The organism is Bacillus manliponensis, from assembly GCF_000712595.1.
GTDB classification, from domain to species: Bacteria; Bacillota; Bacilli; order Bacillales; family Bacillaceae_G; genus Bacillus_A; species Bacillus_A manliponensis.
In genome coordinates, this window is the sequence record NZ_JOTN01000002.1 from 110,954 (window position 1) to 128,692 (window position 17,739).

Sequence of the window (17,739 nt, forward strand, 5' to 3'; positions counted from 1 at the left end):
CTCCTTCTTACAATACAAAATAAATGAAACATCCCCTTACATAAGCATCGTCGGGTTAAAATCAATTGAGATCTGCAAATCTTTCTGCATTTCCGCTTGATAATGTTCATTTACCATCTTTAACACGTACTTTAAGTTTGGTTCCCGTTTGTATTTTATCATGCATTGATAGCGATATCTATCTTTTATCCGTGGAATAGCTGATGCAACTGGGCCAAGTACCATTGCTTGCTGAGAACAGTGTTGTTTTAAAAATGAAACGATACGCTCTGTTACTTGTACAGCTTTCAATAATTCCGGATGTGATACAGTAACGAGAGCAACATAATAATACGGTGGGTATTGTCTCATCTTCCTCATATACATTTCGCGTTCAAAAAACACATCATAATTTTGTTCTTTCGATAGTTCCACACTATAATGCTCTGGTGTATATGTTTGAATCACAACCTCACCAGGAAGTTCATGTCTCCCAGCACGACCACTTACTTGCGTCAAAAGTTGATATGTCTTTTCACTTGCTCGAAAATCAGGTAAGTGTAGCATTGTATCTGCAGTTAATACTCCTACAAGGGTAACATTTGGAAAATCTAATCCTTTCGCGATCATCTGTGTACCAAGTAAAATATCTGCCTGTCCTTCGCCAAACGCTTTCAGCAACTTTTCATGCATACCTTTTCGGCTAGTTGTATCAACATCCATCCGAATGACACGCGCTTCTGGAAATAACTTCACAATTTCCTCTTCTACTTTTTGTGTTCCCGTTCCGAAAAAACGAATATAAGAACTTTCACAAGCCGGGCAAGCCTTTGGTAAAATTTCTTCATAACTACAGTAATGACATTTCATCTGATGATTTGTACGATGGTACGTAAGTGAAATATCACAATGCGGACATTGCATAACATAACCACAGTCACGACACATAACAAATGTAGAATGACCACGCCTATTTAGAAAGAGAACCATTTGTTGTTTCTTTTCTAATCGATCAGCAATTTTTTCATGCAAAAGCTGCGAGAACATCGAGCGATTGCCATCACGTAGTTCTTCTCGCATATCGATTATATCGACTGTCGGCAATGCCCTCTGATTCATTCTTTTTTTCATCGTTAACAGTTCATATACGCCTTTTTTCGCTCGTGCAAATGATTCTAGTGTTGGAGTCGCGCTTCCTAATACAATCGGACAAGAATGATATTTCCCACGCCAAATGGCTACATCACGCGCATGGTAGCGTGGATTATCTTCTTGTTTATAACTCGATTCATGCTCTTCATCAATGATAATAATTCCTAAATTTTCAAATGGTGCATAAATTGCAGAACGTGCTCCTACAACGACCTTTACTTCTTTTCGTAAAATCTTACGCCATTCATCGTATTTTTCACCAACAGACAGCGCGCTATGAAGAACAGCAACTTGTGAACCAAACCTTCCTTTAAAACGATCAACCATTTGCGGCGTTAATGATATTTCTGGAACGAGCACAATTGCTTCTTTCCCTGCCCGTAACACTTCTTCAATAGATTGTAAATATACTTCTGTTTTTCCACTTCCCGTTACACCATACAGTAAAAATGTTTTATGCTCCTTCTCAGCAATCGATGATAACACTGGAGTAATTACGTCTGTTTGTTCCTCAGTAAGCGGAAATGGTTTCGTACGCTGAAACGTATCATCATCATACGGATTGCGATATACTTCTACATACTTTTCTGTTAACAACCCTTTTTTTACAAGTGCTTTTATTGGTGCATCCGTTATTTGTAACTCTTGTACAATCGTTTTTAATGGTATGGCATGATAGTTTTCTACAAAGTAATATAAAACATCTTGTTGTTTTTTACTTTTTAATTGATAAGCCTCTTCCTCTAACAACTCCTGCGGCAAATTGGGCTCAATTATTTTTTGTTTTTTCTTTTGTGCTTTATCTTTTACTTTATAAATGACCTCTATTTTGCCACTTGCAATGTCCTTTTGCACGCTGCGATACAGGTACGGATGATTCTCCAATTCTTTCCAATCAATCATTTCTTTTCCTTGGAATATAGCTTTTACGTCTTCTGTTGTTTCATCTTCTTTTAGAAGCCTTAATTGTTTTTGATACGTCGCTTTAATTGCAGCTGGTAACATCACTTGAAAAGCAGAAATTGTAAAGCAAAGCGTCTCATCTCTAAGCCAAGCCCCAAGCTGTAACAATTCTTCATTTAAAACAGGTGTCACATCTAACAATTCATGTAATTCTTTTAACTTTTTGCTGTCTACTTCAATCGTATCTTTTATTCCAACAATAAATCCTTGTAACTTCCGTGGACCAAACGGAACAACAACACGCATTCCTGTTTGAATGATATCTTCCCATCGTTTCGGGATGATATAGTCAAATGGTCTATCCGTCTGACGTGTTGGTACATCAACGATTACACTAGCAAATTTCATGCGCGATCATCTTCCATCATTTTTTCAATTTGGACAAAAATTTCACGAGCTACTTCTTTTTTTGTTAAAATCGGAAGCTCAATTGATTCCCCATTTTTCTTATACATCGTAACAATGTTTGTATCCGCATTAAATCCTGCACCTTCTGCCTTTACATCATTTGCTACAATCATATCCGCATTTTTTTCTCGTAATTTTTTCGTTGCATATTGCTCTACATTTGTCGTTTCCGCAGCAAACCCGATAAGCAATTGATGTTCTTTCTTTTCACCTAATGTTTTTAAAATATCCATTGTTCTTTCAAGCTCAATTACCATATCGCTATTTTGTTTCTTCATCTTTTCTGTATAAACCATCTTCGGACGATAATCAGCAACTGCAGCTGTTTTAATCACAGCATCCATTTGAGCGTAATCATTCATAACTGCTTCAAACATATCCTGCGCAGACTGTACTTGTACAACTTTAACACGTGCAGGTGGTGTTAACGATGTCGGTCCTGAAACAAGCGTAACGTTCGCCCCAAGCTGTTCAGCAACTTCAGCTAACGCATATCCCATTTTCCCTGAAGAAAAATTCGTCATAAAACGCACAGGATCTATCTTCTCACGTGTCGGCCCTGCCGTTATTAATATTTTCTTCCCTTTTAACGGCTGATCTTCATAAAAATATTCATGTAACAGAGAAACAATACTTTCCGGTTCTGCCAAGCGACCTTTTGCTTCGTAGCCACAAGCTAAAAAACCTTCTCCTGGTTCAATAAAGCGATATCCAAAGTTCTTTAACGCCTGCATATTTTTTTGTACAATTTTATTTTCATACATATGAACATTCATCGCTGGTGCAATCCAAACTGGAGCTGTAGTTGCAAGCAACGTTGTGGAAATCATATCATCTGCAATACCGTTTGCTACTTTCCCAATACAATTTGCTGTCGCTGGTGCAACTAGAACAACATCGGCCCAATCTGCTAAATCAATGTGTGCAATAACAGCTGAATCTTTTTCATCAAATGTATCTGTATATACATCGTGTCTAGAAAGCGCTTGAAATGTAAGTGGTGTCACAAATTTCATCGCTGAGTCGCTCATCATCACTTTTACAAAAGCGCCAGCTTGTGTTAACTTGCTTGTTAATGCAGCTGCTTTAAAAACTGCTATTCCCCCTGTCACACATAGAAGTACTTTTTTCCCTTTTAACATATGACTCGTCCTCTTTCTTTTTCAAACTTATTATTTAAAGCCGTAACAGCTATTTACCATTCTCCTCTACTCGCCATCGTAAAAAAATAACAACCTACTTGTAAATAGGTTGTCATTGTTACATAGAAAAGTATAAAGTCTATGCCTTCATTTGTCGAAAAGAATGCCTTATTTCATAGGATTCCCTTCAGATGGCTCATAGTTTAAAATTTCTGCATTAATTTCTTCTAATGCTTTTCCTACAAACTTATGCGATACAGGTTGTTGCACACCACAATTATCATGTTCTTGTAATTCACGGGCACGCTTCGCCGCTACTGTTACTAACGTATATTTAGAGTCAATCTTTCCTAATAATGCATCAATAGATGGGTTTAACATATTAAATTCCCTCCGTCATTTCCTTGTAATATTGTGCTACTCGCTCACGGCGACAATGTTCACCTTTCACAATTGCATTAATACGCTCACAAGCAAGTTCAACTTCATCATTTTCAACTACATAATCGTAAGCATCCATCATTTCAATTTCCTCTTTTGCCACCGTTAAACGATTTTGAATAACCTCTTCTGTCTCTGTACCACGGCCAACGATTCGGTTTTTCAGTTCCGATAAGCTTGGAGGAGCTAAAAAGATAAATACACCTTCCGGGAAAGCTTTCTTTACTTGAAGTGCACCTTGCACTTCAATCTCTAAGAATACGTCTTTTCCTCGCTCTAATGTTTGCTCTACATATTCAATTGGTGTTCCATAATAGTTCCCAACGAATTCTGCCCATTCAAGAAGTTGATCATTACGAATCATCTCTTCAAACTCTTCTTTTGTTCTAAAGAAATAATCAACACCATCAACTTCACCTTCACGCGGTTTACGCGTTGTCATAGAAATAGAGTACTGTAAATTTGTATTTTCTTGGCTAAACAATTCTTTTCGAACTGTTCCTTTTCCAACACCAGAAGGTCCTGAAAGAACAATGAGTAGTCCTCTTTTACTTCTCATATATATGTACAACCTACCCTTCGTCGCTTAAATCTTCTTTATTATTGAGTCGATGCGCAATCGTCTCTGGTTGGATTGGACTTAAAACAATATGCCCATCATCCATCACAATAACTGCTCGCGTCTTTCGACCATACGTTGCATCAAGTAATACATTATGTTCTCTCGATTCTTGTACTGTACGTTTAATCGGAGCTGATTCCGGACTTACAATAGCAATAATTCGATGTGCAGATACAATATTACCGTATCCAATGTTTACAAACCGCATAGCCATAGTGTGCCCCTCCTAGTAAGTCTATCCGATTTCTCCATCCCATATAACTTTATATAATGTGACGGCTACTCAATATTTTGTACTTGTTCGCGAATTTTTTCAAGATTATTTTTCATTTCTACCACATATTTTGAAATAGTCAAGTCATTTGCCTTCGAACCAATCGTATTAATTTCACGATGCATTTCTTGAACAATGAATTCCATCTTTCTTCCTACCGGTTCTACACTTTCTAATGCTTCCTGAAACTGTTCTAGATGACTTTGCAATCTGACTAACTCTTCATGAATGTCGGCGCGATCAGCAAACACTGCTACTTCTGTTAATAGCCTTTGTTCATCCAACTCTTGATTATGTAATTCTTTCATACGATTCTCTAAACGTTCACGATACTTTTGCACAACATTTGGCGCATGTGGAATAATTGCATTTACGCTCTGTCTAATCTCATCCAAACGATGAGAAACGTCTTTATGAAGGTGTTCTCCTTCGCCATCTCGCATACTCTTGAGCATGCAAGCTGCCTTATGAATCACCTCATACAAACTATGTTCAAACTGTTCCTTTACATTCTCAACTTCTTCAATCGCCGTTACTTCTGGCATCGTCATCAGCTGCTGTAATGTAATAGAATCCTGTAATTGAAATTTATCCTTCGCTTCTTCCATAATAGATTTATATTGGTTAAGAAGCGTCCAATCCACACGTAATTTCCGCTCTACAAGTCCTTCACCTTCAACAACGATAGATACCTCTATACGCCCTCTACGCACTTGTTTTGAAATCACTTTACGAATCTTATCCTCAAACATCATCATTTGCTTTGGCAAACGAACATTCATCTCTAAAAAGCGATGGTTCACAGATTTCATTTCTACTGTAATTTGGAACCCATCACTTTCCATCTTCGCTCGTCCAAATCCTGTCATACTCGAAACCATTTTATCACATCCAAGCCATGAAATAACTCAATGAAAAAGGTAATAGAGACAATCCTCTACTACCTTTTATCAAGTATATCATACTTTCACCTTGTTGACTATTTCAAGTTTATCCCCTTCTTATATACATTACTTTTTTGTTTTTTATCTTTTATCGTTAATAAAGAACCGACTAGCAAGAAAGTTGGCACTGACGATAATCCAACAATCAACAACCAATCTCTCATTTGAATTGGCATTGTACTAAAAATCGGTTGTAATGGTGGATAATAAATCACAACAAGCATAAGTAAAATAGATACAACGACCGCCCCTACTAAATATATATTCCCAAACGGATTCCTATGGAAAACTGAATGTTCACTACGACAATCAAAAACATGAATGAGCTGGGCTAACACAAGTGTTGCAAACGCAACAGTTTGTGCATATTTTAATTCATTCGGATGTTGATTATATGCAATAATGAAGGCTAAAAGCGTTACAACACCAATTAAAAAACCACGACTCACAATTTTCCAAGCAAGCCCCCTTGCAAATACACCTTCTTTCGGATGACGTGGCTTACGCCTCATTACATCTCCCTCTGGTTTATCAAGCCCTAGCGCCATCGCCGGCAAACCATCTGTTACTAAATTTACCCACAGTATTTGAATCGGTACGAGCGGTAACGGCAATGCTAAAATCATTGCAAATAACATAACAAGAATCTCTCCGACGTTAGATGCTAGCAAATAACGAATAAACTTCCGAATATTTTCATATATATTTCTTCCTTCTTTAATTGCCGCTTTAATCGTTGCAAAGTTATCATCCAATAACACAAGAGACGATGCTTCTTTTGCAACATCCGTACCTGTAATCCCCATCGCAACACCAATATCTGCACTTTTTATTGCCGGAGCATCATTTACACCGTCACCTGTCATCGCTACGATGTGATCTTTATTTTGAAGTGCTTTTACTATCTTCAGCTTATGTTCTGGAGACACCCTAGCAAATACATACGTTTCATCTACAATATCTTCTAATTCTTCGACAGACATTTTCGCGAGCTCTGCTCCTTCAACGACACGTCCATTTACCGGTAAAATATCAAGTTGTGTTGCAATTGCCATCGCTGTTACTTTATGATCACCTGTTATCATAATTGTTTTAATTCCTGCATCCCTACATTCTTGTACCGCTTGTTTCACTTCTGGACGTGGTGGATCAATCATCCCTTGTATCCCAATTAACATAAAGTCGTTTTCTACATCACGTTCACTCTCTATACGATCTGTAACCTTTAAAGGCTTAAAAGCTATTGCAATCGTCCGAAGCGCCAAGCTCCCTAATTCATGAATTGCATTTTGCACTTCATTTTTATAAATTTCTGTCAACGGCTGTTGTTTGTTTCCCCACAAAATTGTTTCGCTCATTTTTAATAACACATCTGGAGCACCTTTTGTTACAACAAACCTTTTTCCTTCTTGATCACGTACAACAACACTCATCATTTTTCTTGTCGAGTCAAATGGAAATTCACGAATCACTTCAAATTTTCCTTTTAATGATTCTCTAGAAAGTCCTGCCTTCATAGCTGCTGTAACAAGGGCCCCCTCTGTTGGATCCCCATCTAATACATATTTTTTCTTCTTTTTTAAAATTTGAGCATTGTTACATAAAAGACCAAAGGTCAATAGCTGATAAAGAGAACGATTTTCTCCAGGATTGACTTTCCTTTCATTTCTCAAAAATTCACCAACTGGCTCATACCCTTGACCTGTTACATCCCATGTTTCTCCACCCGCCCAAGCATGTGTCACCATCATTTTATTTTGCGTCATTGTCCCTGTCTTATCGGAGCAAATGACAGACGCACAGCCAAGCGTTTCTACTGCTGGTAACTTTCTTACAATCGCTTTTTTTCTAATCATTCGTTGTACACCTAACGATAATGCAACTGTAACAATCGCCGGTAAGCCTTCCGGGATCGCTGCAACAGCAAGAGAAACACCAGCTAAAAACATGTGATACACTTCGTTCCCTTGATATACACCCACTAATACAACAAGCGCTGTTAAAATAAGCGCTAATACAATTAAAATTTTCCCTAACTGCTCTAACTTACGCTGAAGTGGTGTTTCGTTTTGCTCAGCATGTTGAAGCATATTTGCAATTTGTCCCATCGCTGTATTCATACCAGTTCCAACAACTAATCCAACTCCTGATCCACGTGTAACCATCGTTCCCATAAATGCCATATTCATTTGGTCACCAATGGAAATATCAGCACCATGTAATGCCTCTAACTTTTTTTGCACAGGGACAGATTCCCCAGTTAACGCGGACTCTTCAACATACAAACTAGCAGCTTCAATTAAACGAACATCTGCACCAATACGATCACCACTTGAAAACTTAATAACATCACCAAGTACAAGACCTTTTGAGGGAATCTTTGCCCAATTTCCATTTCGAAGGACCGTTACTTGTGGTGCAGCTAATTCTTTTAATGCTTCTAGTGATTTCTCCGCTTTTCTTTCTTGAAAGAAGCCAAGAATACCATTAATAATCACAATTGCAACAATTGCAATTGCATCAACGTATTCTCCTAAAAAGGCAGAAATGATAGTGGCCCCGAGCAAAACAAGTACCATAAAATCTTTGAACTGTGCTAAGAACACAGCTAGTGCAGAAGGACGCTTCGCTTCTTGTAATTCATTCGGCCCCATTTTTCTTAACCGATTTTGCACTTCCTCTTCTGTTAAACCAGTTCTTACATTTGTATTTGTTCGCTCTTCTACTTCATTTGCACGCATTTCATACCAATTCATTTCGCTATCAACCTCCTGATTGCAGACATGCTCTAATGAAAGCTTATTCAGCCTCGTCCGAAAAAATGCTATAATTAAAACTTAGTAAGAAAGGAGTGTTTATTATGGCATTCGATGGACTATTTACGAGAGCAATTACACATGAAATTTCAAACTCTCTTCAAACAGGAAGAATTTCAAAAATATATCAACCTTCAAAATATGAAATTTTGTTACATATTCGTGCAAACGGAAAAAATCAAAAGTTACTTCTTTCCGCACACTCTACTTATGCGCGTGTACATACAACAACACAAACTTATGATTCCCCGGCACTACCACCAATGTTTTGCATGCTACTTCGCAAACACTTAGAAGGCGGATTTATTGAGAAGATTGAACAAATTGACTTAGAACGTATCATTCAAATTACAGTGCGTAGCCGAAATGAAATTGGTGATGAATCTTTAAAAACATTAATCATCGAAATTATGGGTCGGCATAGTAACATTATTTTAGTGGATGCAGCTGCAAATACAATTTTAGATAGTTTAAAACATGTATCATTATCTGTGAACCGTCATCGTTCTGTCTTTCCTGGCACCGAATATGTTGCGCCACCAGCGCAGCATAAACGAAACCCGTTACAAATTGAGACGAAGGAAGAGTTTTTACAACCACTTGACTTTTTAGCAGGGAAAATGGATAAGCAACTTGTTGGAGCATTTACAGGAATATCCCCGCTATTCGCAAAAGAAGTTATAACGAAAGCAGGAATGGTGAATGAATCAGCGTTATCAGAAGCATTTTTCACACTACAAGTGCCGTTAAAAGAACATGCATATACACCAACAATGATGAGAGAAAGCGGAAAAGAATACTTTTACTTGTTCCCTCTCTCTCATATAAAAGGAGAACAAAAAACATTCACTACTGTCAGTGAACTTCTTGACCGATTTTTCTTCGGAAAAGCAGAACGTGATCGTGTAAAGCAGCAAGCGCATGATTTAGAACGTTTTATGCAAAATGAAAAAATCAAAAACGAGAAGAAATTAATTAAATTAAACAAAACGTTGCAAGATGCAGCAAAAGCAGACAAGTATCAGCGACTTGGCGAATTGCTAACAGCAAATATGTATGCGGTGCAAAGAGGACAAACTGAAGTTGAGGTTATTGATTATTATGACGAAAATGGCGCTACCGTAACAATTTCTTTAGACCCATTAAAATCGCCGTCAGATAATGCACAACGTTATTTCCAGAAGTATCAAAAAGCAAAAAACTCTGTCACCATTGTCAATGAACAAATTGAGAAAACGAAAGAGGAAATCGTATATTTCGATAGCTTACTACAGCAAATGGAAGCTGCTTCATCAAAAGATATCGAAGAAATTCGAGAAGAATTAGCTGAAGAAGGATACATGCGCCAGCGTAAAGCAAAAAATATGAAGAAAAAACCGACAAAACCAGTCTTAGACAAATATATCGCAAGTGACGGTACAGAAATTTTTGTTGGAAAGAATAATAAACAAAATGACTATTTAACTAATAAATTTGCACGAAGAGACGAAATTTGGCTTCATACAAAAGACATCCCAGGGTCACATGTTGTCATTCGTTCCATCGAGCCAAGTGAAGAAGCATTACTTGAAGCAGCAAAACTGGCAGCCTACTTTAGTAAAGCGAAAGATTCCGGCTCTGTTCCGGTGGATTACACAAAAATTCGTCACGTAAAAAAACCAAGCGGTTCAAAACTTGGTTTCGTTACATATGACAATCAACAAACGGTATATGTAACACCTGATGCAGATACTGTTATGAAACTAAAAGGTTAGTTTCATATATCACCATAAAAAGGCATTGCTTTTTCGCAATGCCTTTTACCTTTTTATGGACTTTACGGACGAAACAGGCAACAATTCTAAAGTCAGCTTTCCTTATACATTTTGGTATTACTCGACGTTTGCTTATATATTGGTAAAATAAATAATGCTCCAATAATAAATAGTAATGCTGTTCCTTCATACATCGTACTAAGTGAAAACATTTCCTTTAATGCACCTGACACACTCATAGTGACTACCATTGAGCCTGTAAATAAAGGACTCAAAATTCCATTTACCCTTCCGATAAAATCTGTATCCGAGTTTTGAATAATAAGTGTATTTATCCCAATTTGGATACAAGGAAGAGCTAATCCACTAAAAAATTGGGCAATGAGTGTAACCCATAAATTTGTAGAAAATCCAATTATCCCAATACCAATAGCCTGTGCAAACATGCCTAAAATCAACATTTTTTGAGGAGCCATATTTTTAGCAAAAGCCATTGCTAAAGCCCCGCCAATAATCATTCCAGCTCCATTTACAGTTAACAACCATTGCAAACTTTCTTTTGGTAAATTTAATTGCTCTGTCACAATAAAAATACCTAATGGCTGAATTAAGCCAATACCTAATCCTGCTGCCATAAAACAAACTCCAAGTAATGTTAATGACTTCTTTCCCTTCACATATTTAATCCCACCCGCCATTTCTTGGAACAAACTCACTTTTTTTGTTTCTCTCTTTTCTTCAATATCTTTTGGTAAAAAGAACAAGACGAGGGCCGCAAATAAAAATGAAAGACCAGTCACAATAATTGAAGTGTAAATCCCATAGGCTTGAAATACAAATGTACCTATTATAGGTCCTAATACCATAAAAACAGCAAAAATTGTTTGATATAAAGACATGGCCAATTGTACTTCTTCTGTGGAAAGATGCTGTTTAAATAATTTCATACCTGAAGGCTGAGAAAATTGTGAAAGAATTGCAGAAATAAGCGTAACAAAAAATACAACTTTCCACGAACCAAACATAAGTGTAAAAAGTACAACAAATACAGACAATGAACTTAAAGCTTCACACCAAATCATCGTTCTTTTTGGCTTCCACCTATCAGCGAACGTACCTCCTATAAATGAAAAAATAAAAATCGGAGCAAATTCTGCAACTGAAATCATCGAAATAGCGAAAGCATCCCCACCTGTCATTTCCATTACATAAAGCAATATCGCAAAGTTCCGAATCCAAATTCCTATCTGAAGAAATAATGCCGAAGCAATAATTGCTTGCACAAATCGGTTCTGTAATACTATAAACATGCTACTCTTTTGTTTCGTTTCTACATTCATTGACATAAAAAACCTCCTATTCTACATTCTGAACAGGAGAAGGCACAATCATATTATAAAAGACCGTTTATCCGCAGCGCGAAAATACATCCCTTTTACATATAAAAATGCACATACTAATCCTATTCAGAAGAATATTTCGTGTTATAACGAAGATTTCTTAATAAATAGAATTAGTTGATCATTGGGATGTCTTCACCCTTTCATTTATAATGACACATATATACTGTATGAAGGAAACCAAACATATATGCGTGTCTCAATTTATTCATTCTAGAAAAACAATAATAATTCCTTCCAAGAATGCATTAAATAATTCCCCCGCCGTTTTATTTTTTCTCGTTCACTTTTTATTTAAATGTTTGACGTATGGTTTAACGTTATGGAAAATAAAGTAAAACTTCACTCAGTGGGGGATCTTCATTCCCCACTGAGTGTTAGTTAAACCAATCGGGCTTTTACGGGCTTTTACGGGCTGCTAATCTCCCACCTAAACTTCTTCGTTTTTTCTCAAGTTTTGAGGTGGGGGTCTTACAGCCCGTTAATGCGGGATAAAATTTCCGCCTTTACATGAGCAAAGCATACTTCTAAACAAAGATGACTTCCATGTTCAAAGGTAATGTGACAATTATAGTAATTTGTCTCCTTTGGCAATGCATTTTTTAGTGTGTATTACAGAAATATTTTTTTCATCATTTCATATATGTGTTAACTAACTCATAACACCTTTCTTTTGTCATCCTATATGCTTCATCAGCACTTTCTATCAATTTCATCGTCCCATTATTCGGGTCATTATAAATCGCAGAAACTCTACTTTCTTTTAACTTAATCCATTCAATTTGTTTTGCTTTCATCGCTTCAAATTCTACAGCTGGCATATTATTTTTTAACACACCATAAATCTCATTCAATCTATCATCCCATAGTTGATAATTTTCATTAATTCCATCTACTATATCTGTTGTAACAGTAAGGTTTTCTAAATTTTTTTCTTGTGTTTCTAAAACCGCTAATTCATCCAAATACTTTGTTTTACTTAACCCATTAGAAGATGAAGACTCTAAATTTATTTGATTCTCCTCTTTTCCAACTGGAGTAGAGTTGTTGTTACTCTCTTTCGTTTGACTTGTTCCTTCTTGTCTCACTATTTTTTCGTCTTCATCGGTTGACATTTCTTCATAGTCATATTTCACTTCTGATGTTGCACTGTTAACTGCTAAAAATTGATCATTTCCTTTAAATATATAATTGCCGTTATCTTTTCTAATAAACTTTACATCTGTAATCTCAAAAGTGTGTAGCAATCTCTCTGCTTCTTTTCTAGTAAGCTTCACATCTTCTTCCAGATCATACTCCCACTTATCCAGCAGCCATGTATTATTTTCATAAACAAAATGAAATTTCCATGTTTCTGCTGTATTCCCTATATCATTTGCAGGAATTAATGTAATCATCTTTAATTTTTCTTTTTCTTGTTCAAAAATAAATCTTACGTCAGGCTCAATATCAACTGGAAAAACACGTATATCCGTTTCCCTCGAAGCATTAAAGACTTCCACCAAATCACTTAAATGATTTTGGGCAAACTCTTCAGAAATAGTATTTCGTAATTCTTTTTTTACAATGCCAATATCAGCTGGTTTATCATGTCCCCATTCATGTTCTTTTTCCATATGGTCAAACGACTGTGCAAGTTCTTCAATCGTTTCCTGTAAAATCTCTTTACCTTCTTCTTTTGTCACCTTAGGAACTTCTTGTTTCACATCCGTTTTTACTACATTTTCTTTTTCCTGCGCGCCATCACTACTCTTATCGCACCCTACCATAACTAGCATACATACAGCTACACACAATAACATTTTTAACGTTTTCTTCATCTGCTAATATTCCTCATTTTCTTATTTAATTCTTTTATCACGCTTTTACAATAAACATAACGACATTGTATTATAATAATAAAATAATTTTTCGTCTATATAATCTATGGTGATAAAAACACATTTCCCTATTAAGAGGTAATACACTTTATTTAGCATCCATAAACAACTTCTCATTCAATTTTGTAATAAAGACACTAGCAATACAAAAAACAACAATCATATACACAATATAAAGAAAAGAAACCCATCCATGAGAGATTCCTAACTTGCTAATTCCTTCCCCACCTTGAACAATAATAAGAGCAAGAATAGGTACACAAACAACAAACTCTATACTATAAATAACCTTCCGTTTCAAGCTAAGTTCACGCAATGATTTCCACCGAAACAAAATTCCAAAAACAAGAGCAGCTGTAAGAATAAACATATTCCAAACATCAGGAATATAATCATTGAAAAAAATACTAAGAAGACAACAAATCATAAAACCATAAAAGCCAATTTTCTCTTTCATATACTCTCCCTACTTTATATTTAACAACCTTTATATCGTAACAAAATCTTCCAATACAGTATATGAAATTATATGAATTTCCTTTCGCTATTCATCACACTCTTCTCTGCAATTCATATGCTATACTACACAAATGCCTAAAAGGATGTGAGATTGATGGGTGTTGAATTAACATTGTTACACGCACTTTATATTATTTGTTTGCTAACGATTATCACTTTTTTCATTATGCGTAAAGATACAACAATCATTTGTATTGTGTTTATCTTTTTATTAGGTTTTACAGCTACACAATCTGTTCCTCTTGCTGTTAGCGGGATTTTCCAAAGTTTTATCTACGCCATTACTGAACTACTACCAACGATTTTAATCATCTCTATTATTGTTTCAATGAGTAATTTACTCGTACACACTGGGATAAACGATACAATGATTTCACCATTTACAAAAATGATTCGTACGCCGACTCTTGCTTACTGGATTATTGGTCTTTTAATGATGACCATTTCCTTCTTTTTTTGGCCCTCTCCCGCTGTGGCATTAATGGGAGCCATTTTATTACCAGTTGCCGTTCGCGTCGGCCTTCCGCCAATCGGCGTGGCGATCGCTATGAATTTATTTGGACACGGAATTTCATTATCAGGGGACTTCGTTATTCAAGGCGCTCCCAAATTAACAGCTGATGCTGCTGGGCTCCCTGTTTCCAGCGTTGTTTCTGCTAGCATTCCTCTCGTTATCGTCATGGGGATTGTTACAACTACTGTCGCCTTTTTCTTATTACGAAAAGAATTTCGAACAGGTTCATTGCCTACAAGTCATGTAGAGTCAGCTACATCACCTAACTCCCTCACTTCTCTTACTCCTCAGTTCAAAAAATGGCTCGCAATTTGTATCCCTATCGTATATGCCATTGATATCCTTTGTATGATTCAGTTTCAATTACAAGGCAGCGATGCAACTGCATTGATCGGCGGTACTACAGTTATCATGATTATTATTATTTCCCTTATTGCATATAAAGGAAATGGACTCGAAAAAACAACGAATTATTTTATAGAAGGCCTCCAATTCGGTTTTAAAATTTTCGGTCCAGTCATTCCCATTGCGGCACTTTTCTACTTAGGAGATAGCGGTTTTGTCAAAATCATCGGGGATTACTTACCAAAAGGATCACATGGAATCATTAACGATTTAGGTATCGCTCTATCCCAAACAGTCCCTCTTAATCAATATGTCTCTGCTATTACATTAACTGGGGTTGGCATCATTACGGGTTTAGATGGTTCCGGCTTCTCTGGTATTCCCCTTGCTGGTTCTATCGCAAATCTTTTCGGAACAGCGCTCGGACACGGAACCGCTACATTAACAGCACTCGGGCAAATTGCTGCAATATGGACTGGAGGCGGAACGTTAATCCCTTGGGCCCTTATTCCTGCAGCAGCGATTTGTAAGGTGGACCCCTTTGAACTTGCACGCCGAAATTTTTTACCTGTCGTAATCGGGTTAATCATCACGACAGTTGTAGCGATGTTCCTTTTATAACCGTTAACAAGATTTTATCCACTTGCAGTTTCTCCTCTTTTCAATTGTTAAAATATACCGCGTTTCCAAAGGGGTTTCCAACTATCTGTCGAAATTATATTTGAAGAATAATATTTTCAAAACGTTTATGAGAAACACATTATATAATTCCAATTGGATTTTCTAACATATAAATTGTGGATACGAAGAACAGAAAGAGACTTTCACTCATTTTTCCCTTCTGTTTTCACATGGCATGGGGCTAAAAAAGCACTGACCTCTTCTGTGAATAGCCGGATGCTCTCACCCACATAAAAAAATGGTTTGATGTTAGTTTTTTAATTTGGATTTATATACTTCTTAAGAAAAGGGGCATAGCCATGAGTGAATTGATTTTCCTCTTATTTATTTGTCCATTACTCATTTTTATTGTTTCAATAATTGGAACACGCAAAACAAGAACGTATTATGTGATGCCAATTGTAACGTTTGCTATTTTTCTTATATTAGGAGTTATATCATTCCCACCATCCTTTTTCTTTTGGGTCGGCATGTACAGTATTTTTTCATTTATCGTTTCTTATATAACTTTATTATTTGTAAAAGGATATGAGATTGTAGAGGAGAAACACTAATATCTTTTCTATACACTTAAACAAGCAAAAAGTTGACTTCCTTTACTCGTCAAAGAAGTCAACTTTTTTACTTTTCTATTCATTTGGATAATATATCGTCATACTCATTCTAGCCAATGTTTCTCCTGAATTATAATATGTATGTGGTCGATCTGCCTTAAACCTAATAGAATCTCCACTTTTTAATTGGTACTCAACCTCACTTACACGAATCGTTACTTCTCCATCAAAAACAGTGATAAATTCCTCTGTTCCTTCTTTATGAGAGTCAGAATTTAATATTCCTTCTTTTTCAATTTCAACAGCGTATACTTCGAATCGTCTATCCTCTTGGAATGGAAAATAAGGATATACTCTATATCTCCCACTGTCCTCAGACAATACTTGAATTTCATTTTTTAAAACAACTGTAGTATCAGGCTCTGGATGATTTATTAAAGAAGTGAAGGAAACCTTTAATCCATTAGCTATTTTCCAAATCGTTGTCAATGTTGGGCTTGACTCTCCTCTTTCAATTTGGCCAATCATCGCTTTACTGACCCCGCTTAATTGAGAGACCTTTTCTAAACTTAATTTTTCTTTCTCCCTAATTGCTTTTAAATTTCTGGCAAGAATAAGATGAATTTCTTCCATAAAAAATCACTCCTATACTATTTACACTATAACGACCGTTATGTATAATAAAACAAACAACGTTATAATGTCCGTATCGGATATTATAACATACATTCGTAAAAGGGAGGACGAACAATGCCTTTATTTTCTTTTTTGTTGTTTGTTGTTATTAGTAGTTTTACGCCAGGTCCCAATAATATTATGGCAATGACATTTGCGAATAAACACGGTTTAAAAGCAACATTTAAATTTTGTTTAGGAGTTAGTTTTGGATTTTTTGTCATTACGTTATTATGTAGTATTTTTAATATTATTCTCACTAGCGCGTTGCCACTCATTGAAACTCCTTTAACGCTTTTAGGTGTAGGTTATATGTTATATTTAGCTTTTAAAATCCTCACTAGCTATGGAAGTACGAAAGAAAGTGCGGATAGAAATCAAAACCTTTTCTTCATCGGTATCTTATTACAATTTATAAATCCAAAAGGAATTCTTTTTGGACTTACCGTCGTAGCAACTTTTATTATCCCCTATTACAATTCATATTCTAGTTATCTTCTTTTCTCTTTATTTTTAGGAATAGTTGGTTTAATGAGTACATTTAGTTGGAGCCTCTTTGGAGCGATGTTTCAAAAGTTTTTATTACAATATAGGAAGCAATTTAATGTCGCCATGGCTGTTTTATTAGTATTCAGCGCTATTTCCATTCTTGTACAGTAAATACAAAACACTCTTA

General features: G+C 36.1%; 15 protein-coding genes. 4 read left to right on the plus strand and 11 right to left on the minus strand.

The features are described from left to right. Positions 1-36: 36 nt before the first annotated feature. The 7 genes from priA to BAMA_RS02475 form a co-directional block, all read right to left on the minus strand. Positions 37-2,442: a primosomal protein N' gene (gene priA / locus BAMA_RS02445; RefSeq protein ID WP_034635746.1), complete on the minus strand. Its 2,406-nt coding sequence runs from the start codon at positions 2,440-2,442 to the stop codon at positions 37-39. Further along, positions 2,439-3,644, minus strand: coding sequence for a bifunctional phosphopantothenoylcysteine decarboxylase/phosphopantothenate--cysteine ligase CoaBC (gene coaBC / locus BAMA_RS02450; protein WP_034635747.1), 1,206 nt, complete (start codon positions 3,642-3,644; stop codon positions 2,439-2,441). The genes priA and coaBC overlap by 4 nt, the downstream gene beginning before the upstream one ends. Before the next feature lie 168 nt (positions 3,645-3,812). Continuing rightward, entirely contained in the window at positions 3,813-4,025 is a 213-nt protein-coding gene (gene rpoZ, locus BAMA_RS02455) for a DNA-directed RNA polymerase subunit omega (protein ID WP_034635748.1), read from the minus strand. Between the two features lies 1 nt (position 4,026). Further along, positions 4,027-4,644 (minus strand): guanylate kinase, encoded by a 618-nt coding sequence (gene gmk, locus BAMA_RS02460; protein ID WP_034635749.1) that lies wholly within the window; start codon positions 4,642-4,644, stop codon positions 4,027-4,029. A 13-nt stretch (positions 4,645-4,657) separates the two neighbouring features. Next, positions 4,658-4,921, minus strand: coding sequence for an extracellular matrix/biofilm regulator RemA (remA, locus tag BAMA_RS02465; RefSeq protein WP_034635750.1), 264 nt, complete (start codon positions 4,919-4,921; stop codon positions 4,658-4,660). A gap of 65 nt (positions 4,922-4,986) precedes the next feature. Then, a complete protein-coding gene (locus BAMA_RS02470; protein WP_034635751.1) occupies positions 4,987-5,862 on the minus strand; it encodes a YicC/YloC family endoribonuclease in 876 nt (291 codons plus the stop codon). A 98-nt stretch (positions 5,863-5,960) separates the two neighbouring features. Next, positions 5,961-8,681, minus strand: coding sequence for a calcium-translocating P-type ATPase, SERCA-type (locus BAMA_RS02475; RefSeq protein WP_034635752.1), 2,721 nt, complete (start codon positions 8,679-8,681; stop codon positions 5,961-5,963). Positions 8,682-8,785: 104 nt separating this feature from the next. Here BAMA_RS02475 and BAMA_RS02480 point away from each other — a divergent pair, with 104 nt between their 5' ends. Continuing rightward, positions 8,786-10,495, plus strand: a complete 1,710-nt coding sequence (locus tag BAMA_RS02480) for an Rqc2 family fibronectin-binding protein (protein ID WP_034635753.1) — start codon at positions 8,786-8,788, stop codon at positions 10,493-10,495. A 92-nt stretch (positions 10,496-10,587) separates the two neighbouring features. On the opposite strand, the gene BAMA_RS02485 is transcribed toward BAMA_RS02480, so the two are convergent. The 3 genes from BAMA_RS02485 to BAMA_RS02495 all read right to left on the minus strand — a co-directional run bounded on the left by BAMA_RS02485 (position 10,588) and on the right by BAMA_RS02495 (position 14,232). Continuing rightward, a complete protein-coding gene (locus BAMA_RS02485; protein WP_051758857.1) occupies positions 10,588-11,841 on the minus strand; it encodes an MFS transporter in 1,254 nt (417 codons plus the stop codon). Positions 11,842-12,527: 686 nt separating this feature from the next. Beyond that, positions 12,528-13,715, minus strand: a complete 1,188-nt coding sequence (locus BAMA_RS02490; RefSeq protein WP_034635754.1) for a lysozyme inhibitor LprI family protein — start codon at positions 13,713-13,715, stop codon at positions 12,528-12,530. A 148-nt stretch (positions 13,716-13,863) separates the two neighbouring features. After that, positions 13,864-14,232: a YoqO family protein gene (locus BAMA_RS02495; protein ID WP_034635755.1), complete on the minus strand. Its 369-nt coding sequence runs from the start codon at positions 14,230-14,232 to the stop codon at positions 13,864-13,866. A gap of 156 nt (positions 14,233-14,388) precedes the next feature. Between BAMA_RS02495 and BAMA_RS02500 the strand changes: the two genes are divergently transcribed. Both BAMA_RS02500 and BAMA_RS02505 read left to right on the plus strand, forming a co-directional pair. Beyond that, positions 14,389-15,774 (plus strand): membrane protein, encoded by a 1,386-nt coding sequence (locus BAMA_RS02500; protein WP_034635756.1) that lies wholly within the window; start codon positions 14,389-14,391, stop codon positions 15,772-15,774. Positions 15,775-16,133: 359 nt separating this feature from the next. Beyond that, entirely contained in the window at positions 16,134-16,388 is a 255-nt protein-coding gene (locus BAMA_RS02505) for a YbeF family protein (RefSeq protein WP_034635757.1), read from the plus strand. A 75-nt stretch (positions 16,389-16,463) separates the two neighbouring features. Here BAMA_RS02505 and BAMA_RS02510 read toward each other — a convergent pair whose 3' ends face one another. Next, positions 16,464-17,021, minus strand: coding sequence for a helix-turn-helix domain-containing protein (locus BAMA_RS02510; protein WP_034635758.1), 558 nt, complete (start codon positions 17,019-17,021; stop codon positions 16,464-16,466). 117 nt (positions 17,022-17,138) lie between these two features. Between BAMA_RS02510 and BAMA_RS02515 the strand changes: the two genes are divergently transcribed. Beyond that, positions 17,139-17,723, plus strand: coding sequence for a LysE family transporter (locus tag BAMA_RS02515; protein WP_034635759.1), 585 nt, complete (start codon positions 17,139-17,141; stop codon positions 17,721-17,723). Positions 17,724-17,739: the final 16 nt, after the last annotated feature.